This is a genomic window from Nocardiopsis endophytica, assembly GCF_027706725.1.
Classification (GTDB): Bacteria; Actinomycetota; Actinomycetes; order Streptosporangiales; family Streptosporangiaceae; genus Nocardiopsis_A; species Nocardiopsis_A endophytica.
This window is the reverse complement of sequence record NZ_JAQFWQ010000024.1, coordinates 22258-47431: the sequence shown is the minus strand read 5'-3', so window position 1 is coordinate 47431 and position 25174 is coordinate 22258. Positions and strand designations below refer to the sequence as shown.

Here is a 25174-nt window from a genome sequence, read left to right as displayed (position 1 = left end):
AGCGCGCTTGCGCCGCGTGTCCGCGGAGGGAAAGGGTGGGGGCATGATCGACGACGAGCCGCCGCTGCGCTGCCCCCTCTGCTCGTTCGGCTTCGTGGAGGACTACCTGGTGCCGATGCCGCTCGACGGCTCCCGCTTCCGCATGTGCGAGGAGTGCGAGGCCGTGTGGGAGGACGGCGAGGACGTGGAGGCGGCCTCCGCGCAGAACCTCCTCTGGTACCTCCAGGACCGCGGCCTCCAGCCCTGGCTGGAGGACGTGCAGCGCGCCTAGGCGGTCGGGGCCGTCCACGTCCCCCGTGATGATCTCGACGAAGGTGCTGCCGAAACCGCCGGAATGACAGCACCTTCGTCGAGATCATCGGGGAGGGGGCCGGGGAAGCGCCCGGCTCGGCCGTTCCCGCCTCGTTGCTCGGCCTTCAGGCGGTGCGGTCGGAGTGGCCGAGGGCGCGGCCGGGGGCGATGCGGTCCCGGACGAGCCTCTTCAGGTCCGCGGCGTCGGTGAAGGCGGCATCGCTGCTGCGCGACCAGATCACCTCGCCGTCCAGGCGCACCTCGAACACGCCGCCGGTTCCGGGGACGAGCGCCACCTCGCCCAAGTCGGCCTCGAAGGTCGTCAGCAGCTCCTGCGCCATCCACGAGGCGCGGGGCAGCCAGCGGCACCGCGTGCAGTACTCGATCTCCAGCCGGGGGCGCGCGACGGGCGCGTCCTGCCCGGTGTTCTCTCGTTCGGCCACGTCACCAGTATGGCGGGACGGCCCCGGCACCATCACTCCCGGGTGTCCTCCGAAGCCGCGAAGGGGTGGGGCAGGGGCGTCCCATTGGGAGCGAGCGGCAGTCCCTCCGGGGGACGGGGCCAGGCGGACGGCCGGCGCTGGGCGGGGACGGCCGGCTCCCCGGGAGTGGACGCGGGCAGCGGTACCGGACGGCCGTCGGGCGCGCGCTGGGCGGGGACGCCGCGGCGCGCGGCCTTGGAGGAAGAGGCGGCGGGGAGCTCATGGGCCCGGGAGCGGCAGAACGGGCAGACCTTGCGGTCCACCTGCTGGCCGCACCAGCGGCAGAGCACCGTCCGCAGGGCGCCCAGCGCGCGGGCGAGGGAACGCGGCCCGCTCTCGAAGGCCGCGAACTCGGTGTAGCGGGTCGTCCCCCAGAACACCGGTCCCAGCGGTTGTGAGGGCACCACGTGCGCCGTCGCGGTGCGCAGCGCGGGCATCAGGTCGTCGTCGAAGGCGGCGGACCCTGTGGTGCCGGAGCAGGCCGATACCTGGAGCGGTGCGTCCGGGGGCGAAGGCAGCGGGGGCAGCGACTCGCCCAGCTCCCCGTGGGGAATCCTGAGCACTTCGGCCGTAGGGCAGCTCAGGGCCAGGAACGTGCTCCCGGGAAGGTAGGAGGCCGCGTGGAGCGCGGTGGACGTCGGCAACGCGCCCAACCCCGCGACGCTGTGCAGGCACGCCCCGGCGAGCATGTGCCGGGGCAGCTCCCTGGCGGCCGCGGCGACGATGCCCGGCGGGTGGACCGGGGCGAGCCCGGCCAGGCGGTCGGCCAGCACGGAGAGCGCGAGCGGGGACAGAGGCAGCGGGATCCCCGCGATCTCGTCGCTCAGCGTCCGGGAGCGGGCGTGGACGACCGCGCGCCGGGCCGCTTCGGGCCGCCACGCGGGGTACAGGGCGACGACCGCGCGTCCCGCCCGCGCCTCGTCGACGGCGAAATCGATGAACCGCCCGGAGCGCTCGGAGTGGGTGCGCCCCCGCAGGGCGAAGCGCCGGGCCCGTCCGCCGTCGGTGCGGCCGGTGGCGGGCGCGTCCGCGAGCAGCACGACGGTGCAGGCCCGTGCGGGGGGCGCGGCGGCCGGGCGAGGGGCAGGGCGGGGGAGCGTCACCGGCGGACTCCCAGTGGTCGTGTCGGCGTTCGCGGGGAGCGGGACCACGTGCCCGAATGGTAACCGAGCCGGGTCCGCCGCACCCGGGCCGCTTCCGGCCCTGGGAAGGAGGGGAGGGATTCCCTCAGGCGGGGAACGCCACCGCTCCTCGGGGCCGTGTGAGGGGCCACATCGAAGGGGATCGCGGGGGCGGAGGTGCTGGTTCCCCGAGGGCTCCCGGAACCGGGTTTGGGGATGCGACGGGAGCCCCGGTCACCGTCTCCGGTGACCGGGGCCTCTCATCCGGGGTCCCCGGTGCGGGGGCAGAGGCGGGCGGACGGCTCGATTCCCGGCTCTCGTGGACCGGGGCCGAGCGCTGGTCCGCTCCGCCTGCGTCAGTGTCCGGGCGGCGTCAGGCGAACGGCGAGGCCCGCGATGGTCGTGTCGACGATGAACCGGTAGTAATCGTGACGCACGCGGGCGGCCGCCGCGCCCCCCTGTGCGGAGGGCTCGAGGAAATCCCGTTCGAAGGCGCGGACCTCGTCCGGCACGTCCGGCAGATCGGCGAGTTCGGCCATGATCGCGGCATGGTCGCGGCGCCCGTCCTCCTCGTGCTGGAGGCGGTCGTCTCCGATGGAGATAGTGAGCATGGCGTTGTTGAGCAACGCGGAGTAGGCGAAGACGGCGCCCTCGCCGAAGCCCGCGCGGCGCAGCGCGCCCATGCCGGCCGCGATGATCGGCATGACCCGGGGAACGGCCGGGCCGTGCATGAGCATCCATTTCGCCACCCCGGGAAAGTCCATCACCAGGGGGCCGACCTCATAGAGCAGGGTGCGGAACCACTCCTGCCAGTCCAGGTCCGCCGGCGGGATCGTGATTCGGGCGATGACGCGCTCGACGACCTGCCGGCAGAGGCGGTCCTTGCCGCCGACATGGTGGTAGAGCACCGACGGCGCGACACCGAGGCGGCGGGCGAGGTCCCGCATCGACCAGCCGAACAGGTGCGAGCCGCGTGTGAGCTCGACGGCCGCGTCCACGACCGCGTCGGGCGTGAGTCCCGCGTGGAACGACGCCTGAGCCGCCTTCGCCGCCACTGTGTCCATCCCCCTGTCGCTCCGCGAACGCTCGGGCCGCCGCCCCATTAGAACAGTGTTCATGCTAGCATCCGAAAACGATTTTCATTACCAGTAGGGAGGGTGGTCGTGGCGCAGCGACTCGACAGCGTCGAATCGACGGCGTCGGCGGTGTCGGCGGCGCCGTCGACACCGGCGGAGTCCTCGGCGGGGCAGGGGTTCTTCGCCCCGGTGCGCGGCAGGCTGGCGTCGATCGTCGCGCTGAGCATGCTCGGCGCCGTGAGCAGCGTGGTCCCGTTCATCGCGATCGTGGAGCTGGCCCGCGCGCTGCTGCCCGCCCTCTCCGGCGGCGAGGTGGACGCGGGGCGTGTGCGGCTGATCGTTGTGGTCGCGGTCGTCGCCCTGTTCGTGAGCTTCGGCGCTTCGTTCCTGTCGGGGATGTTGAGCCACCTCGCCGATGCGGACCTGCAGCTGTCGTTGCGGCAGAGGATCATCCGGCACCTGCAGCGGCTGCCGCTCGGCTGGTTCGACGCCCGGTCCTCGGGCACGGTGCGCAAGCTGGTCGAGGGCGACGTCAACGCGCTGCACCAGCTGGTGGCGCACGCGATCCACGACGTGGTCACGGTGGTCGCGGTGCCGCTGGTCAGCCTGGCCTACCTGTTCACGGTGGAGTGGCGGCTCGGGATGGCGGCGCTCGTGCCGCTGCTGGTCGCGCTGGTGCTGTACGCGGCGATGATGCGCGGCGGCTCCGAGAAGTACGCGCACTACGACGAGGCGACCGCGCGGCTGTCGGGGGCCACGGTCGAGTTCGTGCACGGCATCGCGGTGGTGAAGCGGTTCGGGCAGGCCGGGCGCAGTCATCGCCGCTACCGGGAGGAGACGGCGCGGTACGTGGGGTTCGTCGAGCAGTGGACGCGGGAGGCCATGTGGCTGTTCACGGTCATCGAGATCGTCACCTCCCCGGTCGTGGTCCTGGTCTGGCTCCTCGCCGCCGGCTTCTGGGCGGTCGGCGCCGGTGCCGCCGCGCCGATCGACGTGCTGCCGGCCGTGCTGCTGGGCCTCGGGCTGACGGCGCCGCTGATGAAGCTCGGCGCGTCGGGCCAGTTCCTGCGCAATGCGATGAAGGCGCAGGAGTCCCTCGCCGGGTTCCTGGCCCTGCCCCCGGTTCCGCAGGCGGCGTCGCCGAGGAGCCCGGAGGGCCATCGTCTGGACTTCGCCGGGGTGTCGTTCGCCTACGACGGTGAGCACCGGGTGCTGCACGACATCGCCGCGGCCTGCCGCCCCGGCACCGTGACGGCACTGGTGGGAGCGTCCGGATCGGGCAAGTCCACGCTGGCCAAGCTGGTACCCCGCTTCTACGACGCCACCGAGGGAACGGTCTCGGTCGGGGGCGTCGACGTGCGCGGGGTCGACGAGGCCGAGCTGTACCGGACGGTCGGGTTCGTGTTCCAGGACGTGCACCTGCTGCGGGCGAGCCTGCGGGACAACATCCGCCTCGTCCGCCCCGACGCCGCCGACGACGAGGTCGAACAGGCGGCGCGGGCGGCGCAGATCCATGACCGGATCCTGCGCTTCGAGCGCGGTTACGACGCGGTCGTCGGCGAGGACGCGAACCTGTCCGGCGGGGAGGCGCAGCGGGTGACGATCGCCCGCGCCCTGCTCGCGGACGCCCCCGTCCTCGTCCTGGACGAGGCGACCGCCTTCGCCGACCCGGATTCCGAGGCGGCCATCCAGCGGGCGCTGAGCACCTTGGCGGCCGACCGGACGGTGCTGGTCATCGCGCACCGGCTGCACACCGTCACCGGTGCGGACCGGATCCTCGTCCTCGACGAGGGGCGCCTGGCCGAGGACGGGACCCATGAGGAGCTCGTCGCCGCGGGCGGGCGGTACGCCCGGATGTGGGCCGACTACCAGGACAACCACGCCCGCACGCTGCCGGAAGGAGTCGACGCGTGATCCGCCGCATCCTGCACTATTCGTCCCCCGCCGCCCGCCGCCTGCTCATCGCGGTGCTCGCCGGCTCGGTCGTCATCGCCGTCCTCCAGGGGGCCGCCTTCCTGATGGTCGTCCCGGTGCTGCGGGCCCTGTTCGGGGGCGGGACGGCCGGCGCCGGAGGCCCACTCATCATCCTGGGCGCCATCGGCGTGGTCTACGCCGCGGTGTACTGGGCGGTGAGCCGGCTGGGGATCCGGGCGAGCACCGCGGTACTGGAGTCGCTGCTGGCCCGTCTCGGCGACCGGCTTGCCGCGCTGCCGGTGGCGTGGTTCGGCGAGGACCGGTCGGGGCAGATGGCCGGGATCGCCACCCAGGGCGCGATGTTCGTGTCCACCACGCCGTACTCGTACCTCCGGCAGATCCTCGCCGGCTTCCTCACCCCCGCGACGGTGCTGGTCGGGATGTACTTCTACGACTGGCGGCTCGCCGTGGCCATGACGGCCATGGTCCCGGTGATGGCGCTGGGCTACCGGGCGCTGCAGAAGCGCATCGCCCGCGGCGACGCCGCCCATGCGGAGGCCGTGGCGGCGGCGTCGAACCGGGTGATCGAGTTCGCCCGGGTCCAGCCCGCGCTCCGCACCGCCGGGGACGGGTCGGTCGCGGACCGGCTCGTGGAGGACGCGCTGCAGAACCAGCACCGGCGCAACCGCGCCATGCTCCTCTCCGGCGGAGCCGGCATCGCGGCCTTCAGCGCCATCGTCCAGGCCTCCCTCACCGTGGTCCTGGTGCTCGGCGCGTACCTCGCGATCGGCGGGAGCGTCGACCCGGCCACCCTGATCGGGCTGCTCGTCCTCGGGGTGCGCTTCAACGAGCCGATCGTCAGCGCCGGCGACCTCGGCGGCGCCATCGCCGTCGCCCGGACCACCCTCGACCAGTTCGACCGTCTCGCCGCCGTCGAGGACCTGCCCGAGCCGTCGACGCCCGGCGCACCCGAGGACTGGAGCGTCCGTTTCGACGGCGTCACCTTCGGATACGGGGCGGAGCCGGTGCTGCGCGACCTCTCGTTCACCGCTCCCGCAGGGAAGATGACGGCGATCGTGGGCCCGTCGGGATCGGGGAAGACCACGATCACCAGGCTCGTCGCCCGCTACTACGATCCCGAGGCGGGCACCGTGTCGATCGGCGGAGTGCCATTGCCCGAGCTCGGCACGGCCGCGGTGGACGGTGCCGTCGCCCCGGTGTTCCAGGACGTGTACCTCTTCGACGACACGATCCTGGAGAACGTGCGGATCGGCGCCCCCGACCTGGACCGCGACGAGGTGATCGCCGCGGCCGAACGCGCCCGCGTCGACGAGATCGCGGCGCGCCTGCCGGGCGGCTGGGACGCCCGGGTCGGCGAGGGCGGCTCGAACCTGTCGGGGGGAGAGCGGCAGCGCGTCTCCATCGCCAGGGCGCTCCTCAAGGACGCCCCGATCGTGCTGCTGGACGAGGCGACCTCCGCGCTGGACATCGGCAACGAGATCGCGATCACCGACACGATCGAGCGGCTCCGGGCCGATCGGACGCTGATCGTCGTCGCCCACCGGCTGCAGACCATCATGACCGCCGACCGGATCATCATGCTCGACGGCGAAGGCGGCATCCACGAGGCCGGCACCCATGCCGAGCTGCTGGCCGCCGACGGCGCCTACGCCCGCTACTGGGCCGAGCGCGTGGACGCCGCCGGCTGGCGGCTCGCCTCCCAGGACTGAACGCCCGCACCTGTCAGGAACGAGGAACCCCACCGTGCCCGAGACGACCCCTCCCATGACACCTGCCGGCCCACAGGCGCGGACGCCGTTCAGGGTGCACTTCTCCGCCCGAGACCTGGTCAGCGTGGCGATCTTCGCGGTGATCTACTTCGTCGTCGTCTTCGCGATCGCGATGCTGGGGGTCGTCAGCCCGCTCGTGATGCTGCTGACCCTGCCGCTGAGCGTCCTTGCGGGCGGCATCCCCTACATGCTCTTCCTGACCCGGGTCCGCCACGCCGGGATGACGACGCTGTTCGGGGTCGTCCTCGGCCTGCTCAACATGATGGTCGGCCACCCCTGGCAGGCCGCGCTCGTCATGGTCGCCGTGTCCCTGGCCGGGGAGCTGGTCCTCGGGGCCGGCAGGTACCGCTCCGGCCGGGCCGCGATCTGGGCGTGCACGGTCTTCTCCGGCTGGTTCATCGGCCCGTGGGTCCCGTTCTTCACCAATCGCGACGAGTACCTCCGCTCCCCGGCGATGGAGGGGATGGGCGAGGGCTACACCCGGGCCTTCGAACAGGTCGTCACCGGCCCGGCGGTGCTCGCGATGATCGCCGTCGCCCTCGTGTGCGGCTTCCTCGGCGCCCTGCTGGGGACCCGGCTGCTGCGCAGACACTTCCGCAAGGCCGGCCTGGCATGAGGCCCGGCCGCGCCGGAACGGGACCGACCGGAGGAGCCGCCGCCGGACACCACGGCGCGGCGACGGCGGTGCGCACCGTCCCCCGAGCCCCAGGCGCGGGGCCGCCGGGCCTGGACCCGCGGACGAAGATCGTCCTGGTGGTCGTGTGCAGCGCGGCGGTGATGGGCTCCGGCGGACTGCGGTTCGTCCCTGCCGTCCTCGTCCTCGGAACCGCTCTGGCGGTGTGGGAGCGGTCCTGGGGCCGGGCGGCCGGACTGCCCCTCGCCGCGGCCGCGATGTGGCTCCTCGGGTGGGTCGTGCCGTCGTGGTGGCCGCACCCGGTGACGGCGGCCATGGCGATCGCCTGTGCGTATCTGATCCGGTTCGCCGCCGCGATCGGCGTGGGGATGCACCTGGTCGCCACCACATCGCCGACCCGGCTCGCGGCAGGGCTGCGCGCGTGGCGCGTGCCGCGCCCGGTCTCGGTGACCCTCGCGGTCATGCTGCGCTTCTTCCCGGTCGTGGCCGCGGAGTCGGCCTCGGTGCTGGACGCGATGCGGCTGCGGGGACTCGTCGGCGCCCGCGCTCTGATCCGCCATCCGGTGCGGAGCGTCGAGCGGTTCACCGTCCCGATGATCGCCGCCAGCCTGCGCGCCACCGAGGACCTCTCCGCCTCGGCGATCCTGCGCGGTCTGGGCTCGCCCCGCACACCGACGGCGATGGATCCACCCCGGTTCGGACCGCCCGACCTCGTCCTCGCCGCTGCCGTGGCCGTCCTCGCGGCCGGCGCGCTCTGGCTTCCGGGGCCGCTGGCATGATCCGCCTCGACGACGTGGGCTGGACCTACCCGCACGCCGGCGCTCCGAGCCTGCACGGCCTCGACCTGCAGGTCCGGCCGGGGGAGTTCGTCGTGCTGTGCGGGGCGAGCGGTTCAGGCAAGTCGACCGCGCTGCGGCTGATGAACGGACTGGTCCCGCACTTCCACGAGGAAGGGACGCTCACCGGCACCGTCACCGTCGACGGTGCCGACACCCGCACGGCGCGGCTCGACGAGCTCGGCGCGTGCACCGGCACGGTGATGCAGCACCCCCGCCGCCAGTTCTTCGCCGACACCGCGCCCGAGGAGATCGCGTTCGCGATGGAGAACCTCGGCCTGCCTCCCGACGGGATCAGAGCCCGCGTGGCCGACACACTCGCCGATCTCGCCGGCGCCGTGCCGATCGCGCAGTCCCTGCAACGGCTCTCGGGCGGTCAGCAGCAACAGGTCGCGATCGCCGCCGCGACCGCCCACCGGCCGGGCATCGTGCTGCTGGACGAGCCCAGCGCCAACCTGTCGGCCGATGCGGTGGACCGCCTCGCGGCGACCCTGGCCCGGCTCAAGCGCGACGGGGTCACGGTGGTCGTCGCCGAGCACCGGCTGCGCTACCTCGAAGACCTCGCCGACCGGATCATCGTGATGCGCGACGGCACCGTCGACACCGAGTGGAGCGCCGAGGCCTTCCGCGCCGTCACCGACACCGATCTGGCGCGCGAAGGGCTTCGCGGGCACGTCAGCACCGCAGCGCTTTCTCCGCTGCCCGCAACCGGCGCGAGCGTGGCCGCCCCCTCTCCGCCGGATCGGCTCCCGGCCGGAGCGCTCGAGCTGGAGGGCATCCGGTGCCGCCTCGGCGGGCGCACGGTGATCGACCTCGACCGCGTCGTCTTCCCCGCCGGCGGCGTGACCGCGATCCGCGGCGCGAACGGTGCCGGGAAGTCCACGCTCGCGAGGATCGTGACCGGTCTGCAGCGCAGCGCCGGCACCGTGCGGCTGGACGGGAGGCCGCTGAGCCGGAGGGCCCGGCAGCGGGCGAGCGCGATCGTCATGCAGGACGTGCAGCGCCAGCTGTTCACCGACACCGTCGCCGCCGAGATCGGCCTCGCCGGCACCGACGCCCCCGGCACGACCGGCACGACCGGCCCGGCGGACACACGAGCGGTCCTCGAAGCCCTCGACCTGGGCCATCTGGCCGAGCGGCATCCGCTGTCGCTCTCCGGCGGGCAGCAGCAACGGCTCGTCGTCGCGGCCGTCCGTGCCGCCGGGCGGAGGGTGGTGGTCTTCGACGAGCCGAGCTCCGGCGTCGACCGCCGCCACCTGCGGTCGGTCTCCGATCAGATCCGCCGTGTCGCCGCCGGCGGCGCGGTCGTCCTGCTCATCAGCCACGACGAGGACCTGCTCGCCCTCACCGCCGACCAGGGGCTCACCCTCACCCCGCCCGGTGCCACGGCACGACGGCCCGGCGGCGGCCACGCAGGAGACGAGGTCCCCCGATGACCCCCGAGTCCGCCCCGCCGCCGGAACCGCCCGGCCCGGCCCCGCGGATCAGGCCGGTGCTGTCGGCGGTGTTCCTCGTCCACCCGGCACAGATGGCGCTGAACCCGGTCATCGCGCCGCTCTCCCGCGAGGTCGGACTGGCCGGATGGCAGGTCGGCGTCACGATCAGCGCCGCGGCGCTGATGCCGGCGACCACCGGCCGAGCGTGGGGCCGCCGCTCCCAGTCCTGGGGCCGAAACCGCCACCGAAAGGGGTATTCATGGACAGAGTCGACTCCGACGCGCCCGGCACGACCGGCGCGCCCGGCGCCGTCGGCACCGGGCCGGATGTCAGCGGGTACGTCGACTACCTGGTCACCAACCGCGACTTCACCGCGCCCGCCGTCGCAGCGGCGATCACCGCGCTCGCGGTCCCCGAACGGGATCGGCCGCTGCGGATCCTCGACGCCGGCACCGGCGGGGGAGGAGCGGTGCCCGGACTGCTCCGGCTACTGGGCCCCGGTTCCGGAAGCGTCCTGGCCATCGACGCCGACGCCCGTGCCGTCGCCGCCGCTTCGGGCCGCGTCTCCGACCCGCGCGCGCAGATTCGCGTCGCCGACCTGCGCGACGTCGCCGCCGACGCGGCCGGGCACGGCGGACCCTTCGACCTGATCTGGTCCTCCGACGTGATCTGGCCCGTCACCTTCGACGACCCCGCCGCGATCGTGGCCGAACTGGCCGGAGCGCTCGCCCCCGGCGGGGTGCTCGCGCTCTTCACGACCAACTACTACCAGTCGATGTACCTGCCCGGTCACTCCCGCCTGGAGCGGCTCATCCGCACGGCGTCCGAACTCACCTGGGGCCTACCGGACGACGGCCCGACCCACTACGAACGGCTCGGCGCCTGGATGCGGCAGGCGGGTCTGCAGGACGTGACCCTGCGGGTGGTCCCCCTGTCGGCGGCCACGGTGCAGCCCGCGGCGCGTGCGTACCTGGAGCGGATCGTGTGGCCGGAGATGCGGCACGCCGTCGCCGTGAACGGCCGCGCGGCCGGCATGACCGAGCAGGACATCGCCCGCGTCGGCGAGCTGCTCGACCCGGAGGGCCCGCACTGGGTCGGCCGCGACCCGGACGGATACGTCGTCCAACCGGCCCTGCTCTGGACCGGTGCCCGCGCGGGAGGCGTTCCACATGGCCGATGAGCGCTCCGAGGCCTCCACTCAGCACCTGACCGCGCTCGCCGCGCCGGACGCCCTCATCGACTGGCGTCTGGCCCTGTGCTACGAGACCGCGCACACCACCGGGATCCTCGACGCGCTCCCGGGAGCCCCGGCCCGTGTCGCGGAGGCGACGGGCCTCGACGAGCAGGCCGTGACCGACGTGCTCCACGTCCTCGCCGCGTGGGACCACCTGAGCATCGACGGGACCGGAACGTTCACGCCCGGCGGGGCCTGGCCGAGTGGGCCCGAGCGCCTGGCTCTGGCCGGGCACGGCACCTGGATCCGACGATGGGCGACGACCCTTCCCGCACGGATCCATGACCGCACCGCCACGGCCGATGGGGCCGGCGCACCGGGTGGGCCCGACCCCGCCACCGGCCTGGCACTGCTGGAATCGGCCACCCGCCCCTACGTCGCCCGGGTCGTGGAGGCCTGCCTCGACCGCGTGCCGGCCGAGCCGGGGCGTCCGCTGCGGGTGCTCGATCTCGGCGGCGGGCATGGCGCCTACGCCCGCGAGTTCGCCCGCCGCGGCTGCGCCACCACGCTGCAGGACCTCCCGGCGGTCATCGACATCCTCGCCGCCGATGGGCGCACCGCCGCGGCCGGAGTCGAACTCCACGGCGGAGACGCCTTCACCGACCTGGCTCCGGGCCCCTACGATCTCGTGCTCTGCGGCATCTTCACCAACATGTTCGGCCTCGACCGGGTACGCGACCTGCTCGCCCGGGTGACCGGGATCCTCGTGCCGGGCGGCAGGATCGCGATCGCCACCTGGATGCGCGACCTGGGCCCGGTCGGAGCCGCATTCGGGATCCAGATGCTCGTCGCCACCACCGAAGGGGACGCGCACCCGAGCGGCGCCTACCGGCGCCTCCTCGCCGAGACGGGCTATGCCGGCATCGGCGTCGCCGAGGTGGCCGACCCGCCTCTGGCGGTCATGACCGCAGAGAACGGGGCATGGGACGCCGCGTGAAGATCAGGCGGTCCCGGCTTTCGGCACTCTCCTGAGGGCGCTCAATGGGAGTGGGGCGGGGCTGCTACCGACCTGCTCCCGGAATCGGGCACGGGAGCGGCCGGGCGTCTCTGCCGAACGCCGAAGGCCCTGGTCGTCCACCGTGACGACCAGGGCCTTCGCTCTGGGGTGAGTGAGGGGACTTGAACCCCCGACTTCTTGGACCACAACCAAGTGCTCTGCCAACTGAGCTACACCCACCATGGGCGCGGGTTCCGCCGGTTCGACCGGGATGTCGCCCGCGCTCGTTAAAGAGTCTAGCGGACTCCGGCGAGTGCTTCGGTCAACCGTCGCCGCGCTCGGAATCGGACTCCTGCCGCAGTCCCGTCCCGCCGGCGGCGATGTCCGCGGACAGCGACCGGACCGTGGGGGTGTCCGGCCCCGGCGGGGCGACGAACGCGGCCGCCCGGTAGTAGCGCAGCTCCTGGATGCTCTCGGTGATGTCGGCCAGCGCGCGGTGGCCGCCGTGCTTCTCCGGGCTGTTGAAGTACACCCGCGGGTACCAGCGCCGCAACAGCTCCTTGATGCTCGACACGTCCACCATGCGGTAGTGCAGGAAGCCGTCGATGCGGGGCATGTCCCGGGAGATGAACAGCCGGTCGGTGGCGATCGAGTTGCCGCACAGCGGCGCCTTCTTCGGCTCGGGCACGAAGCGCTTGATGTACTCCAGGACCCGGTCCTCGGCCTCTTCGAGCGTGACGCCGTTGTCGAGCTCGTCGATGAGCCCGGAGTCGGTGTGCATCTTGGTGACGAAGTCCCCCATGTGCTCGAGCGCCGACTGCGGGGGCTTGATGACGATGTCCAGGCCCTCGTCGAGCACGTTGAGCTGCCCGTCCGTCACGATGCACGCGACTTCGATCAGCGCGTCGTGTTCCAGGTCGAGCCCTGTCATCTCGCAGTCGATCCACACCAGGGAGTCATTCATACCGGACAGCTTAGGCCCATTCGCGACGTGCGGTTTTCCAGCGGCGCCCGGCGGCGGCCACAGCGCCGGCGCGAAGAGGGGAGGGCCGGCCCCTTGAGGACCGGCCCCCTCCTTTCGGGTGGTATCGCCTGCTCGGCGCCCCGCGCCCCTTCGGGCACCGGGCGGCGGCGGTCAGACGCCGAACAGCAGCCAGACCACGTCGACCGTCCCCGTCATCTGCAGGGCGACGGCCGCGACGACGAGGATCAGCAGCACCACGACGATCATCGTCCCGCAGCCGAAGCAGCCGCAGCCGCCCTTCTTCTTCTCCTTCTTGCGCCTGCCTCCCCGGCCCTGGGGGGCTTGGGGCGCACCGCCGCCCGCGGGCCCGTGCGGCGGCCCATAGGGCGCCGGAGGACCGCCGTAGGGGTTCGCCGGGTCCGGCGGCATGGGGCCGGGACCGGGGCCCTGCGCGTGCGGGGGCGCCATCGGGCCGCTGGGGCCCGCGTGCGGCGGGGGCGCGTCGGGACCGGGCCCCCACCCCGGCGGCGGGCCGGGCGGGCCCGGGTGCGGCGGCTGGGGGCCGGATGCGCCGGGGAAGGGGTGCTGCGGTCCGGACGGCGGCCGTCCCTGGTCGGGGCCGGGGCCGGGGCCCATCGGGGCGCCCGGGTACGGCGGCGGCGGACCCTGGTCCGGCCCTCCGGGCATGCCGGGGCCGGGCGGGCCGCCCGGGGCGCCCATGGGTGCGCCGGGACCGGGGTACGGCGGCGGAGGCTGGTCCGGCCCTCCGGGGCCGCCGGGCCCGCCGGGCCCGCCGGGGTAGGGCGGCTGGGGGCCGGATGCGCCGGGGAAGGGGTGCTGGGGACCGGAGGGCGGCCGTCCCTGGTCGGGGCCGGGGCCCATCGGGGCGCCCGGGTACGGCGGCGGGGGCTGGTGCCCGGCGTCGGGCTGGGGCCCCGCCGGGGGCATGCCCGGGTCGGGGGCGCCGGGGCCGCCCATCGGCCCGCCGGGGTAGGGCGGCTGGGGGCCGGACGGCGGACGGCCCGGGTCGGCCCCGGCCGCGGCCGCCGCTCCCGGGTAGGCGCCGCTCGGACCGCCGTAGGCGCCGCCGTAGGGGTCGCCGGGGGTGCCGGGCGCGCCGGGGACCCCGGGCGTCCCGTCCGGGGCGGGGTTCCGGGCGGCCTCCTGGGCCTGCTCGGCGAGGCGCTTCTGCTCCTCTTCCCGGCGCTTGGCCTCCTCCTCCTGCTTCTTGCGGTTCTCCTCCTCGGCCTTCTTGCGGGCCTCTTCGCGCTGCTGCCTGCGCTCCTCGGCGATCTCGGAGAGGCCGTCCTTGAGGTCGCCGAAGAAGCGGTTGAAGCCGCCGCGCTTCTCCTCGCCCTCGTCGACCCCGCCGGACTCGGCCAGCGCCGGGTCGTCGGGGTTGAAGACCGCGGTGCGCGGGGCGTCGGCCTCCCCGGGCTGGAAGACCGCCGTCCGGGGCCCCGAGACGTGGTCCGACAGGTCGTCGGTGCGGTCGGTGAGGTCGCTCGTTCGCTCGGTGTCCCCCGAGTAGGGGTCGCCCGGCCGGTCCTGGCCCGGGGAGGAGTGCGAGGCGGTGTAGGACGCCGCTGCCGCCGGGTCGATGCGCATGGTCGAGCCGCCGAGGTCGGCCGTGGGCTCGTCGTCGTTCTGGGGCGGGGGAGGGGGTGTTGTGTGGGATGAGGTGTAGGAGGCGGCTGTGGCGGGGTCGATGCGCATGGTCGAGCCGCCGAGGTCCGCGGTGGGCTCTTCGTCGTTCTGTGGGGGCGCGGGGGGCGTGGTGTGGGAGGCGGTGTAGGACGCGGCCGCCGCCGGGTCGATGCGCATGGTCGAGCCGCCGAGGTCGGCCGTGGGCTCGTCGTCGTTCTGGGGCGGGGGAGGGGGTGTTGTGTGGGATGAGGTGTAGGAGGCGGCTGTGGCGGGGTCGATGCGCATGGTCGAGCCGCCGAGGTCCGCGGTGGGTTCCTCGTCGTTCTGTGGGGGCGCGGGGGGCGTGGTGTGGGAGGCGGTGTAGGACGCCGCTGCCGCCGGGTCGATGCGCATCGTCGACGGCTCGTCCCCGATGGCGCCGCCCGTGTCGAAGCCGCCGCCGGTCGGGATGGTCGACTCGCCCGGCGCAGGGGGGAACGAGGAGCCCTGGGACGTCGGGATCGTCGCCTCGTCCGGCGCTGGGCCCCCGCCCAGGTCGGCGGTCGGTTCGTCGTCTTCGCTCGCGGAGCCCGCGGCCGCACCCCCCGACGCGTCCGGCCGCAGATCCGCCAGGTCGCGGACGTGCTGCGTCCACTCCTGGCCGTTCCACCACCGGAGCCGGCCGTCACCGCCGTGCGGGTCCTGGTACCAGCCTGGCTCGATCGATCCACCCATGGGCGACAGACTAAGGGGTACGGCGACCCTGCAGGTCCCCGCCGGTGGCCCGGCGGGGTCAGCGGCCGAGCGCGTACGACTCGGAGAGCGCCCCGTCGGCCTCCGGGAGCGCCGCCTCCCGCTCCCGCGGTGCCGGGCGGCCGCGCGGCCCGGACAGGCGCGCCCTGGGGCGCTCCCGCGCGGGGTCCAGGAGGCGGCGGACGTCGATCGCGCCGGGGCCGTGCTCGGCCGACCCCGGAACCTGCGATGCGCCGAAGTGCCCCGAACGCCCCCAGGCCCGCTCCGCGGCCGGGTCGCGCACCGGCGTCGCGAACGGCGGCGGTGGGCCGGGCGGCCATGTGCGCGCCACCTCCCAGGTGGACAGCCACCTGAGGATCGCCTCGACCCCGTTCAGGGGGCCGTCGGTGAACGGCTCCACCGCGCGCCCCACCACGACGACGATCACGCACGTGCGCCCTTCGTGCGCGTGGTCGGTCCCGTCCCCGGGCAGTTCGCCGCTGGCCGGCGCGGTGGCCGGGAGGAGCTGGGCGGTCTCGCCGGTGAGGGGGTTCCACACCAGGTGCGCGGTGCCTCCGTCGGCGTCGAGGCGCTCGGCCACCGCGCGCGCGGTGAGCGCCGCCGGATCCGACTCCGTGGTCCGCCATACCGCGCGGGGCGCGCCTCCGTGGAATGGTCCCTCAGGGGTGAAGGAGCACTCCACCCTCTCGGCGCCCGGCATCCATGCGTCGGCCACGGCCGCCACCCTCCGTCGCACAGCACAACCACTCTTCTGAGTACGCGAGGGCGGGCGATTAGTCCAGAGGCCCCGGCGGGTGGGGAACAGGGATGTATCGGTCACGGGCACCGGGTTTCGGACCGAATATCCGGACCGCCCGTGGCCGAATCCGGCCACGGGCGGTCACGGGGGAGGAGGGACGGTCCGGGGTCAGGAGCCCTCCTGCCCCTGCTGGTTCTCCAGGCGCTGGGAGAAGGCCTGCAGGAAGATGTCGCCGATCTCGGCGGGGTTCTCCGTCTTGTAGGCCTCGCCGCCGGTCAGCTCCGCCACCTTCTCCATCGGCTCCAGGTCGATGCCGGGGCCGAAGGCGATGGTGAACACCGGGATCGGGTGGTGGGGGTTGGACTCCTCCTCGATGGTGGAGGCCAGCTCCTTGAGCGAGACGCCGTCCGGGTCGTCGTTGTTGCCGTCGGTCAGCATCAGGATCGCGTTGACCCTGTCGGACTTGTAGGAGGAGGCCATCTCCCGGTAGGCGGCCAGGTAGGTGTCGTACAGCCCCGTGTTCCCGTCGGGCACCGGCTGCAGCCCCGCCAGCTCGGCGGCGATGTCCTGGCGGTGGGTGGCGGTCTCGGCGCCCTCGCTCGCCAGCTCCTCGACCGGAAGCAGCTCGCGGTGGTCCCGGTCGCCGTCCAGGGCCGTGGAGAACTCCCACAGCCCCAGCTCGGTCCGGTCGTTGAACAGCGACAGCCCCTGGTCGGCGGCGGCCGTGGTGACCTGCATCCGGCTCATCCCGGTGCCGGGGACCTCCTCCAGCATCGACCCGGACACGTCCACGATGGTCAGCAGCCGCGTGCCGAGCTTGAACTGGTTCCAGGCCTGGGTCAGCCGCTCCACGGTCTCGTTGTTGGGCGTGGGCAGGTTCTCGGGGATGTCGGCCTGGAACCCCTGGCCCTCGGGGAGCGCCTCGGAGTCGGCCTTCCCGTCCGCCGTGCGGAAGCCCTCCCGCTGGAAGCGCTTCTGCGCCGCGTCCTCCTCCAGCGCGCTGCGGAACACCTGTGCGGCGCGCGTGGCGAGGGGGTCGTCGGTGCGGGTGACGTAGGGGTAGTCGAGGCTGTAGGAGCCGCTGTCGGGGTAGCGCACGCGCGCGGGGGCGTCGGCGTGGTCCTGGTTGTAGCGGGCCGCGGCCTGCTCGGACAGGACCAGGACGGGGGAGGCGCCGTCGCCCGCGCTCTGCTCGGCGAACGCCTCGAAGGCGGCCTCCTCGCTCGGGGTGGCGCCCTCCTGCAGGGCCTGGATGGCCGCCACCAGCTGGGCCCGCCCCTCCTCGTCCCCGCCGCCGACGGCGTCGGAGACCAGGGCGAGCGTGGCCAGGCCCGAGGAGCTGCGCACCGGGTCCACCAGGCGCACGTCGGTGTCGTCGCCGTCCGCGCCGGGGGCGGCGGTGGGCACCAGCGTCTTCCAGGAGGCCTCGTCCCCGTCCTCCTCGGCGACCTTCTCGGGCTGGGCCAGGACCAGCGGGGAGGAGGCCACGGAGGTCCCGGTGTCGTTGACGACGCCGTCCCCGGAGTTCTCCTTGACGAAGTTGACCCACAGCGAGGAGTCGGGGATCCACACCTGGGACTCGGTGTCGCCCATGGTGGGGCCGCCCCCGGTGATGCCGTAGGCGACGTCGGCGGAGGCCACCCCGCGCGCGCTGACCCGCACGCACTGGCCGTCGACCGCGTAGTCCTGGTCGTTGAACTCCTTGGCCACCCCCTGCACGGCCGTGGTGAGCTCGGGGCTCACGGCGACGTCGAGGGTGACGTCCTGCCCGCTGCAGCCGCTCTGGTTGAGGAAGATGTAGGTGCCGGTGAGGCCGACGGCCAGGATGATGGCCACGGCCGAGGTGAGCGCGGCGACGGCCCCGCCGCGGCGCCGGCGCCGCCGGCTGCGGCCCTCGGCACCGCGCGGGTCGGCGTCTCCGTCGTCTGCGTGATTACCGCGGTGGCGTCCCAAGGTGGTCCTCGATGTGGTGTCGGGGGTGTGTATGTGGGGATTTGTGACGTGTGCCTCGTAAGGTTAGCGAAGTCCGATTACGGGGTGATGGCTGGTCAGCCCGGGCGCCCTTTTTTCGGTCCACCCTCCTGACCCGGTTTCGGTTGTCGGTGCCCGGACGGCTCAGCTCCCGCAGTCGGGCACGCACAGCCGCCGCGAGATGGAGCTGAGGAAGATGTCGCCGATCTCCCCGGGGTCGTCGGTGACCGACAGGGTCCCGCTGGTCGCGCCGGCGATCTCGGCCAGCTCCTCGCGGTCGGACTGGGCGCCGAAGGCGATGATGAACAGCGTCACCGGCCGTTCGGGGTCGAAGCGGTCCTGCAGCTCGGCGACGAGCTCGTCGTGGGAGATCTCGCTGGAGCCGCCGTCGGACCCGGCGGTGAGCACGATGACCGAGTTGATCCGGTCCTCGTCGTAGCCGTCCTCCACCTCCCGGTAGGCGTCCAGGATGTTGTCGTAGAGGCGGGAGCCGCCCCCGGCGACCTCGATGTCGCGGGCGACGTCCTGCAGCTCCTCGCGGCGGGTGGCGCCCTCCTCGCCCACCGCCTCCTCCAGCGGCCCGGGCGGGGAGCCGACCTCGCGCCCGTCCGCGCCGAACTCCTCCGACATCAGCCACAGGCCCATATCGGTCTGGTCGGGGAAGAGCGCCAGCCCGGTCTCGGCGGCGCTCCGGGTCACCTCCATGCGGCTGGGCCCGCCGTTGAGGTCCTCCGACATCGCCTCGGACACGTCCGCCAGCACGATGGTGCGCGAGTGCATGGACAGCCGGTTCCAGTCGTCCAGCGAGGTGAGCAGCGCGTCCCCGGTCAGGTCGTCGTGGGTCTCGGGGGGCCCATCCTCGATCCCGGCGGTGCCGGACAGCGGCCGGGCCGCCGTCCCGTCGGGGTCGCGGAAGCCCATCTCGCGCATGCGCTCCCGGTAGGCGGGCCGCTGCAGGATCTCGTAGAGGTCGTCGGCGGCCCGCCGCATGCGCGGGTCGTCGCCGGTGGCCACGAACGGGTAGTCGAGCATGACGGTGCCCTCGGGTGGATACAGCGCCCGCAGCGGCGTGGCCGGGGACCCGGAGTTGTAGGCGGCCACCGCCTGCTCGGGCAGGACCGCCAGCGGCGCGTTCCCCGGGTCGCCGGAGGAGGGGAAGAGGCCGGCGGGGTCGATCTCGCCGAACGCGGTGTCCAGCTGCACGTCGCGCACGAAGTCGGTCATGGCGGTGTCGGCGTCGTCCCCGGTGCCCAGCTCCCGGCGGACCGCGTGCATGGCGGCCATGCCGTCGACGCCCCGGTTGGGGTCGACCATCACCAGGGGGCGGTCGGGGTCGCGTTCGCCGGGCAGCAGCAGGTCCCAGGCGGTGCCGCCGGACCCCTCCACGCCCTCGGCGCCCTCGGGGGCGGCCAGCACCACCGGGGAGGCGGCCAGGGAGCGCGGCTCGGTCTCCACGGTCTGCGCGCCGCTCTCGGAGACCCGGGCCAGCTCCACCCAGGCCGAGGACTCGGGCACCCACACGTCCGGGCGGACGGTGGAGCCGCCCGGACCGCCGGACAGCTCGGTCATGATGCGGTGCGGGGCGGTCTCGTCGGCCTGGGCCAGCACGCAGACGCCGTCGTAGGAGGCCTGGCGCCCGTTGAACTCGTCGGCGGCCTGCCGCATCAGCGGCGCCATGCTCAGCGTGCTGGAGATGCGCAGGTAGCGCGTCTGCCCGCAGTCGGCCAGGCGCAGCGCGGCGGGCACGGCGAGGCTGGCGGCGGCGATCACCGCCACGGCGATGGCGGTGAGGCCGAGGGGCGAGGTGAGCGCTTTGCGGGCGCGGGACCCGTCGCGCCGTTCGATGCGGTGTCGGCCGCTGGACACGGGGCTTCTCCGGGGGTGGGGCGTGCTTGGCGTGACCTTACTGTCTAGTAGGGGGTGAGGAGAAGGGGCCGCCGGGACCGGACCGGGTGGCGCCGGGTTTGACGGAAGTGGCTAGTATGCGTGGTCGGTGCTTGACGCGTCCCGTGGTAGGCGCGCCGGGGTGGACCTCCGGTGTGCTCGGGCGTGTTGTGCGGGCCATGGCCGCCGTTCGCGATGGCCCTGACCCGCACAAGACGCCCTGAGGGGGGATCCGGGATCGGTGGACGAAGCGCCGGCTCACGTCGTAAAGTAATCGTCCGACTACGTAGAGTGGCATCCATGTCCAAGCAGAACCCCCGGCGCCGGTCCCCCCGCGCGATCGGCCCCGCCGTGCTCGGGGCGGTATGCGCAGGCGGAGCCGTCGCGTGGGTGCTCGGCGCGGTCCTGTCCCTCCTGCCCACCCCGCCCGAGACCGGGGCGTCGGCCGCCGGATCGCTCGACACCGTCAGCGAGTCCGTGCAGGAGGACCCCGAAGCGCCGACCGGCACGCTCCAGGTGAGCCTCACCACCGAGCAGAGCGCCTACATCCAGAACTTCACCTGCACCGGCGACGCCTCCGCCGACCCCGGCGTCTGCGCCGACCTGGCCCTCGTCCAGGAGGAGACCGCCGAGGGCGACGGCATCGGGCTGTTCGACGAGGTGCCCGAGGACGCCGTGTGCGAGGAGGACCACGACTACGGGCCCGGGCGGGCCCACGTCGTCGGCGAGTGGAACGGCGAGGAGATCGACACCGAGGTCACCCGCGCCGACTCCTGCGAGGAGGTCCGCTGGCAGCGCCTGCGGCCCCTGATGGACGCGGTGGCCGACGCCGCCCCCTGACCCCTCCTCGTTGATCTCGGGGAAAACGCCCCTATAACCGTGGTTTTAGCGTCGTTTCTCCCGAGATCAACGACGGTGTGAGGGATCGGCGACAATGGTGGTCCATGGACGCCATCGAGGTCACCGATCCCCGCGACCCCCGTCTGGCCGACTATGTCGGGCTGCGGGACGTCACCCTGCGCAAGAGCCTGGAGTCCGAGCACGGGCTCTTCATGGCCGAAGGGGACAAGGTCATCCGCCGCGCGCTGCGGGCGGGGTTCGAGCCGCGGTCGCTGCTGCTCACCGAGCGCCGCCGCGAGGCCCTCGGCGACCTGCTCGACGGCGTGCTCGACCGCGGGGACGCGCCCGTCTACATCGTCTCCGAGGAGGTCGCCCAAGGGCTGGTCGGGTTCCACCTGCACCGCGGCGCACTCGGTTCGTTCCACCGCCGCCCCCTGCCCGCCGTGGGCGATGTCATCGAGGGGGCGCGCAGCGTCGTCGTCCTGGAGGACATCGTCGACCACACCAACGTCGGCGCCATCTTCCGCAGTGCCGCCGGGCTCGGGGTCGACGCGGCCCTGCTGTCGCCCCGGTGCGCCGACCCCCTGTACCGCCGGTCGGTGAAGGTCTCCATGGGGTCGGTGTTCACGCTGCCCTACGCCCGCATGGACGACTGGCGTGAGGGGTTGGGGGCGCTGCGCGAGCGCGGTCTGCGCATCCTCGCCCTGACGCCGGGGGAGGACTCCGTCCCGATCGGTGACGCGCTCGCCGGGGACGCGGGGCGCCCGACCGCGCTGCTGCTGGGGACCGAGGGCGACGGGCTCTCGTCGCGCTGGCTGGACCAGGCCGACGCGCGCGTGCGCATCCCCATGGCCGGGCGCGACGTCGACTCCTTCAACGTCACCGCCGCCGCGGCGATCGCCTGCTACGAGTTGGTGCGCTGCTCGGCCCGGGAGGAGCCCGCGGCGGGCGCGCCGTCGCCCCCGTGGGCGTCCGAGGACCCGGTGTCCGTGCCCCCGGGGGCGTAGAGGAGCTCGTCCAGCTCGGACAGCACCTCCTCCGCCAGGTCGCGCTCCGCGGCGTAGCGGCGTTCGGCCCACGAGGTCACCAGGGTGGCGAAACGGTGCCGGGCGTAGTCGTGCTCGGCGATGCGGGTGGACGTCTCGGCGGAGGCCCGCATCTCCTCGGAGCGGTCGCGGTGCTCCGCGACGATCTCCCGCAGCCGCTCAGGGTCGGCGTAGGCGCCCAGCCAGACCCGCAGCATCGCCCCGTTGCGGGCGGTGGGGTACTCGACCGGCACGTCGCGGATCCAGGCCGCCAGCGCCTCCCGGCCCTCAGGGGTGATCTCGTAGCCCCGCTTGGCGCGGGCGTTGCGCGTCCCCGCAGGGGCGTCGGCCACCGGCACGCTGCGGTGGCGCACATAGCCGTGGCGCTCCAGCCGCTGCAGTTCCGTGTAGATCTGGCTCATCGCCGGGACGCTGTGGAAGTAGCCGAGGATGTTCTCCGCCCACTGGCGGAGCTGGTAGCCGGAGAGCTCCGTCCCGAAGGAGAGCAGCCCCAGGATCGCCCAGGAGTTGACCGGGAGCGAGGGGCGGGGGACGTTGCGAGCGGTATCGGTCGTCGGCATGGCGATCACCCTACGTCACGAAGCGGAGGGGCGCTCTGGGGCCAAAGGGCCGTGATCCAGGGCCCTGACGACCCTGTCGGCCCAGGCTCCTCCGAAGCGCGCACGGCCCCCGCCGCACCGCACCGGAGGGCCCACGCCCCGGGTGCCCCTGATAGCGTCCCACCTCGGACGGTCCCGGGCACCCGGCTCAGTCCCGGCTTCGCCCGCCCGCCGCTTCGTGCCCCGAGGAGGAGAGATGCCCGACCGGGTCCTGGTGCCCTGGCAAGAGAACCTGTCCGCCGTCCCCGAGGGGTTCGACGGCGCCGTCTTCGACGGCCGGGGCGAGCCTGAGGACCTCTCGGACGTGGTGTTCTACGTGATGCCTTACGGGCGCGGCCAGCGGGTCGACCTGCTGTCGCGCATGCCCCGCATGCGCGTGTGCCAGCTCCTCACCGCCGGGTACGAGAACGCGGTTCCGCACCTGCCGGACGGGGTGGTGCTGTGCAACGCGCGCGGGCTGCACGATGCCAGTACCGCCGAGCACGCGCTCGCGCTCATCCTCGCCGACCGGCGGGACCTTCCCCGGTGGTCCTCGGACCAGCGCGAGCAGACGTGGAACCCGCACTACACGCGTTCACTGGCCGGGTCGCGGGTCCTGATCGTCGGCCACGGCAGCATCGGCCGGGCGCTGGAAGCGCGCTTGGCGCCCAATGAGTGCGACATCGTGAAGGTCGCCCGGACGGCCCGGCCGGGGCAGGGGGTCCACGGGATCGAGGACCTGCACGCCCTCCTGCCGGAGGCCGACGTCGTCGTTCTGCTCACCCCGCTGAGCGAGGAGACGCGCGGCCTCCTGGGGGAGAAGGAGCTCGGCCTGATGCGCGACGGTGCGCTGGTGGTCAACGTCGCCCGCGGGCCGGTGCTCGACACCGCGGCGCTGCTCGGCCAGGAGGGGCGGATCCGGGCGGCGCTCGACGTCACCGACCCGGAGCCGCTCCCGGAGGGCCATCCGCTGTGGACCGCGCCGAACGTGTTCATCACGCCGCACGTGGCGGGCGGCTCGGACACCTTCTATCCCCGCGCGCGCAGGTTCATCGACGAGCAGCTCCGCAGGTGGGGGAACGGCGAGCCCCTGGAGAACGTGGTCCTGGAGGGGTGAGGGCGGGGCGGCCGCCCCTTGTCCCCCGTTCCTTCCTCCGCTCTGCCTCACGCCGCTGCGGGGGCGACGGGCGCGTCGAAGTCGATGCGGTGGTCGAATATCCAGGAGTGCCCCTTCTTCTTGGCGATCATCGGGATGACCACGGACATGAACGCGTCCCGGAAGAACGCTTGCACCGCCCCTGTGGCGAGCTTGCTGTTCCCGCGCTTGCGGCCCTCGGCGACGACCTTCTCCACGCGCTCGCGGCGCATGGACTCGTACGTCGCCAGCGCGCGTGCCGGGTCGGGGATGTCCCGCAGGCAGCGGGCCACCGTGACCGCGTCCTCCAGCGCCATGGACGCCCCCTGCCCGCTGGAGGAGGAGACGGCGTGGGCCGCGTCCCCGATCAGGCCGATGGGGCCGTCGCACCAGTGCGGCAGCGTGGCGATGTCGTAGACGCCGAAGGGGAGGAAGTGCTCGTCCGGTGAGGCGTCGAGGATCGCGGTGATCTCGGGCAGGTCGTCGCGAAACAGGCCGGTGACCAGCGGGCGCCAGTGGCCGGGGCCGAGCGCCTCGGCCTCGCGCCGCCCGACCTCGGGGTGCGGGGCGTTGACGAACCAGAAGACCCGGCCCGTGTCGTCGGTCTGGTAGCCGAAGAAGGCCCGGCGGCCGTAGACCATGCGGGTGGTCTCCGGCGGGGTGGGGGCGACCGCCGCCCCCTCGGCGACGCCGCCGATGTTGAGCAGGCCGGTGTAGGCGGGGCGCGGCGCCGCCGGGTCCACGGCCGTGCGGACGGGGGAGTGCAGCCCGTCGGCGCCCAGCAGGACGTCCCCTTCGGCGGTGGTGCCGTCGGCGAACTCGGCGACGACCCCTGAGCCGGTGGCGCGGCACCCGGTCAGGCGCTTGCCGTAGACGATCTCGGTGCCCGGGGCGGTGGCCGCCTCGGCCAGGCGGGCCTGCAGGGCGCCGCGCATGACGGAGACGCTCTGCAGGCCGGGGGCGAGGTCGTGGGAGCCGTCGGACAGCCGGCCCAGGCCGCGGCCGCGGCCGTTGCGGAACTCGATGGCGGTGCTGCGGGCGAGCGCCGCGTCCAGGACCGGGTCGAGCAGGTCGAGCGTGCGCAGGACGGACAGGCCGTTGGGGGCCAGGGTGAGGAAGGAGCCGAGGTGTTCGGCGGGCGAGGGGTGGGCCTCGTGGACGACGGCGTCGATCCCGGCCCGCCCGAGGGCGGCCGCGGCGACCGGTCCGGCGATCCCGGCCCCGCTGATGAGGACGCGCATGGCGGTGTCTCCCCGTGGTAGTATTTCGTTCGTTCGAACGAAATATATGCGCGGCGGAGAGGGGCGTCAATGGCCGACCGGGACGAGGTGCTGGAGCGGGTGGGCGCGGCGGGGCGCCGGATGAGCGACGCCGCGGTCCTCTACCACGGGGTGCTCAGCGACCGCCTGGGGCTGGGGCCGAGCGACTGGAAGGTGCTCGGCCTGGTCCAGTCGGGCGGCACGGTCACCGCGGGGGAGGTGGTGCGCCGGTCCGGGCTCAAGCCGGCGTCGGTGACCGGGGTGCTCGACCGCCTGGAGAAGCGCGGCTACGTGCGCCGCGTCCGCGACGAGCAGGACCGGCGCCGCGTGGTCGTCGAGATCACGCCCGGCCTGGTCGACGGCGGGCGCGAGCTGTTCGCCGGCCTCATGCGCCGCCTGGGCGAGCTCTACGAGGAGTACAGCGACGAGGAACTGGAGCTGATCGCGGGCTTCATGGAGGAGGCCGCCGAGCGCCAGGTGAAGGCGACGGCCGACCTGGAGGCCGGGGCCGATCAGGATCGCTAGCATGCGAACGGATGCCCGCGCAGGCCGGTGCCCGAATCGGCCGAAGAAGGTCGTCCCTGCGCATGCACACCCGTGGAGATCCGGGCCGCCGTAGCGTGACCTC

General features: G+C 73.8%; 22 protein-coding genes and 1 tRNA gene. 12 read left to right on the top strand and 11 right to left on the bottom strand.

The window, feature by feature from the left end:
- The first annotated feature begins 43 nt into the window (after positions 1–43).
- Positions 44–271 (top strand): hypothetical protein, encoded by a 228-nt coding sequence (locus tag O4J56_RS10820; RefSeq protein WP_017622562.1) that lies wholly within the window; start codon positions 44–46, stop codon positions 269–271.
- 145 nt (positions 272–416) lie between these two features.
- On the opposite strand, the gene O4J56_RS10815 is transcribed toward O4J56_RS10820, so the two are convergent.
- From O4J56_RS10815 to O4J56_RS10805, 3 genes are all read right to left on the bottom strand, one after another.
- On the bottom strand, positions 417–734 hold the full coding sequence (locus O4J56_RS10815; RefSeq protein ID WP_270685591.1) for a SelT/SelW/SelH family protein: 318 nt from the start codon (positions 732–734) through the stop codon (positions 417–419).
- 32 nt (positions 735–766) lie between these two features.
- Positions 767–1876, bottom strand: a complete 1110-nt coding sequence (locus O4J56_RS10810; protein WP_270685590.1) for a hypothetical protein — start codon at positions 1874–1876, stop codon at positions 767–769.
- A gap of 374 nt (positions 1877–2250) precedes the next feature.
- The gene (locus O4J56_RS10805; RefSeq protein ID WP_270685589.1) at positions 2251–2958 is read right to left on the bottom strand and encodes a TetR/AcrR family transcriptional regulator; all 708 of its coding nucleotides are present in this window, start codon (positions 2956–2958) and stop codon (positions 2251–2253) included.
- Positions 2959–3057: 99 nt separating this feature from the next.
- Between O4J56_RS10805 and O4J56_RS10800 the strand changes: the two genes are divergently transcribed.
- The 7 genes from O4J56_RS10800 (at position 3058) to O4J56_RS10770 (ending at position 11751) form a co-directional block, all read left to right on the top strand.
- The gene (locus tag O4J56_RS10800) at positions 3058–4884 is read left to right on the top strand and encodes an ABC transporter ATP-binding protein (protein WP_270685588.1); all 1827 of its coding nucleotides are present in this window, start codon (positions 3058–3060) and stop codon (positions 4882–4884) included.
- Positions 4881–6614 (top strand): ABC transporter ATP-binding protein, encoded by a 1734-nt coding sequence (locus O4J56_RS10795; RefSeq protein ID WP_270685587.1) that lies wholly within the window; start codon positions 4881–4883, stop codon positions 6612–6614. Before O4J56_RS10800 ends, O4J56_RS10795 begins: the two co-directional genes overlap by 4 nt.
- A 34-nt stretch (positions 6615–6648) precedes the next feature.
- Positions 6649–7290, top strand: coding sequence for an MptD family putative ECF transporter S component (locus O4J56_RS10790; RefSeq protein ID WP_270685586.1), 642 nt, complete (start codon positions 6649–6651; stop codon positions 7288–7290).
- Positions 7287–8087 (top strand): energy-coupling factor transporter transmembrane component T, encoded by an 801-nt coding sequence (locus O4J56_RS10785; RefSeq protein WP_270685585.1) that lies wholly within the window; start codon positions 7287–7289, stop codon positions 8085–8087. Before O4J56_RS10790 ends, O4J56_RS10785 begins: the two co-directional genes overlap by 4 nt.
- Positions 8084–9580, top strand: coding sequence for an ABC transporter ATP-binding protein (locus O4J56_RS10780; protein WP_270685584.1), 1497 nt, complete (start codon positions 8084–8086; stop codon positions 9578–9580). The genes O4J56_RS10785 and O4J56_RS10780 overlap by 4 nt, the downstream gene beginning before the upstream one ends.
- A 259-nt stretch (positions 9581–9839) precedes the next feature.
- Positions 9840–10760 (top strand): class I SAM-dependent methyltransferase, encoded by a 921-nt coding sequence (locus tag O4J56_RS10775; protein WP_270685583.1) that lies wholly within the window; start codon positions 9840–9842, stop codon positions 10758–10760.
- Positions 10750–11751, top strand: coding sequence for a class I SAM-dependent methyltransferase (locus O4J56_RS10770; RefSeq protein WP_270685582.1), 1002 nt, complete (start codon positions 10750–10752; stop codon positions 11749–11751). Before O4J56_RS10775 ends, O4J56_RS10770 begins: the two co-directional genes overlap by 11 nt.
- Before the next feature lie 164 nt (positions 11752–11915).
- On the opposite strand, the gene O4J56_RS10765 is transcribed toward O4J56_RS10770, so the two are convergent.
- From O4J56_RS10765 to O4J56_RS10740, 6 genes are all read right to left on the bottom strand, one after another.
- A tRNA-His gene (locus tag O4J56_RS10765) sits at positions 11916–11991 on the bottom strand.
- Positions 11992–12073: 82 nt separating this feature from the next.
- Positions 12074–12715 carry an oligoribonuclease gene (orn, locus tag O4J56_RS10760; protein ID WP_270685581.1) on the bottom strand — a complete coding sequence of 214 codons (642 nt, stop codon included), beginning with the start codon at positions 12713–12715 and terminating at the stop codon, positions 12074–12076.
- 171 nt (positions 12716–12886) lie between these two features.
- The gene (locus O4J56_RS10755) at positions 12887–15076 is read right to left on the bottom strand and encodes a DUF2510 domain-containing protein (protein WP_270685580.1); all 2190 of its coding nucleotides are present in this window, start codon (positions 15074–15076) and stop codon (positions 12887–12889) included.
- Between the two features lie 58 nt (positions 15077–15134).
- On the bottom strand, positions 15135–15809 hold the full coding sequence (locus tag O4J56_RS10750) for a hypothetical protein (RefSeq protein WP_270685579.1): 675 nt from the start codon (positions 15807–15809) through the stop codon (positions 15135–15137).
- Positions 15810–16001: 192 nt separating this feature from the next.
- A complete protein-coding gene (locus O4J56_RS10745; protein WP_270685578.1) occupies positions 16002–17786 on the bottom strand; it encodes a substrate-binding and VWA domain-containing protein in 1785 nt (594 codons plus the stop codon).
- Positions 17787–17948: 162 nt separating this feature from the next.
- Positions 17949–19670, bottom strand: coding sequence for a substrate-binding and VWA domain-containing protein (locus tag O4J56_RS10740; protein WP_270685577.1), 1722 nt, complete (start codon positions 19668–19670; stop codon positions 17949–17951).
- Positions 19671–19988: 318 nt separating this feature from the next.
- On the opposite strand from O4J56_RS10740, the gene O4J56_RS10735 reads away from it, so the two are divergent.
- Both O4J56_RS10735 and O4J56_RS10730 read left to right on the top strand, forming a co-directional pair.
- A complete protein-coding gene (locus O4J56_RS10735; protein ID WP_270685576.1) occupies positions 19989–20528 on the top strand; it encodes a subtilase-type protease inhibitor in 540 nt (179 codons plus the stop codon).
- A gap of 104 nt (positions 20529–20632) precedes the next feature.
- Positions 20633–21535: a TrmH family RNA methyltransferase gene (locus tag O4J56_RS10730; protein ID WP_270685575.1), complete on the top strand. Its 903-nt coding sequence runs from the start codon at positions 20633–20635 to the stop codon at positions 21533–21535.
- Here the strand turns inward: O4J56_RS10730 and O4J56_RS10725 are convergent.
- On the bottom strand, positions 21433–22134 hold the full coding sequence (locus tag O4J56_RS10725) for a PadR family transcriptional regulator (protein ID WP_270685574.1): 702 nt from the start codon (positions 22132–22134) through the stop codon (positions 21433–21435). The two genes, O4J56_RS10730 and O4J56_RS10725, sit on opposite strands and share 103 nt — an antisense overlap.
- A gap of 235 nt (positions 22135–22369) precedes the next feature.
- Here O4J56_RS10725 and O4J56_RS10720 point away from each other — a divergent pair, with 235 nt between their 5' ends.
- On the top strand, positions 22370–23269 hold the full coding sequence (locus O4J56_RS10720; RefSeq protein WP_270685573.1) for a 2-hydroxyacid dehydrogenase: 900 nt from the start codon (positions 22370–22372) through the stop codon (positions 23267–23269).
- A 47-nt stretch (positions 23270–23316) separates the two neighbouring features.
- Here O4J56_RS10720 and O4J56_RS10715 read toward each other — a convergent pair whose 3' ends face one another.
- Positions 23317–24528 (bottom strand): FAD-dependent oxidoreductase, encoded by a 1212-nt coding sequence (locus O4J56_RS10715; protein ID WP_270685572.1) that lies wholly within the window; start codon positions 24526–24528, stop codon positions 23317–23319.
- A 69-nt stretch (positions 24529–24597) separates the two neighbouring features.
- Here O4J56_RS10715 and O4J56_RS10710 point away from each other — a divergent pair, with 69 nt between their 5' ends.
- Complete coding sequence (locus O4J56_RS10710) at positions 24598–25071, top strand: MarR family winged helix-turn-helix transcriptional regulator (protein ID WP_270685571.1); 474 nt, start codon at positions 24598–24600, stop codon at positions 25069–25071.
- Positions 25072–25174: the final 103 nt, after the last annotated feature.

Bases quoted from the DNA above. Each gene is read 5' to 3' on its own strand.
- O4J56_RS10785 (WP_270685585.1), top strand. From the start codon at position 7,287: ATGAGGCCCGGCCGCGCCGGAACGGGACCGACCGGAGGAGCCGCCGCC.
- O4J56_RS10725 (WP_270685574.1), bottom strand. From the start codon at position 22,134: ATGCCGACGACCGATACCGCTCGCAACGTCCCCCGCCCCTCGCTCCCG.
- O4J56_RS10715 (WP_270685572.1), bottom strand. From the start codon at position 24,528: ATGCGCGTCCTCATCAGCGGGGCCGGGATCGCCGGACCGGTCGCCGCG.
- O4J56_RS10720 (WP_270685573.1), top strand. From the start codon at position 22,370: ATGCCCGACCGGGTCCTGGTGCCCTGGCAAGAGAACCTGTCCGCCGTC.
- orn (WP_270685581.1), bottom strand. From the start codon at position 12,715: ATGAATGACTCCCTGGTGTGGATCGACTGCGAGATGACAGGGCTCGAC.
- O4J56_RS10710 (WP_270685571.1), top strand. From the start codon at position 24,598: ATGGCCGACCGGGACGAGGTGCTGGAGCGGGTGGGCGCGGCGGGGCGC.
- O4J56_RS10780 (WP_270685584.1), top strand. From the start codon at position 8,084: ATGATCCGCCTCGACGACGTGGGCTGGACCTACCCGCACGCCGGCGCT.
- O4J56_RS10805 (WP_270685589.1), bottom strand. From the start codon at position 2,958: ATGGACACAGTGGCGGCGAAGGCGGCTCAGGCGTCGTTCCACGCGGGA.
- O4J56_RS10755 (WP_270685580.1), bottom strand. From the start codon at position 15,076: ATGGGTGGATCGATCGAGCCAGGCTGGTACCAGGACCCGCACGGCGGT.
- O4J56_RS10730 (WP_270685575.1), top strand. From the start codon at position 20,633: ATGGACGCCATCGAGGTCACCGATCCCCGCGACCCCCGTCTGGCCGAC.
- O4J56_RS10775 (WP_270685583.1), top strand. From the start codon at position 9,840: ATGGACAGAGTCGACTCCGACGCGCCCGGCACGACCGGCGCGCCCGGC.
- O4J56_RS10770 (WP_270685582.1), top strand. From the start codon at position 10,750: ATGGCCGATGAGCGCTCCGAGGCCTCCACTCAGCACCTGACCGCGCTC.
- O4J56_RS10820 (WP_017622562.1), top strand. From the start codon at position 44: ATGATCGACGACGAGCCGCCGCTGCGCTGCCCCCTCTGCTCGTTCGGC.
- O4J56_RS10735 (WP_270685576.1), top strand. From the start codon at position 19,989: ATGTCCAAGCAGAACCCCCGGCGCCGGTCCCCCCGCGCGATCGGCCCC.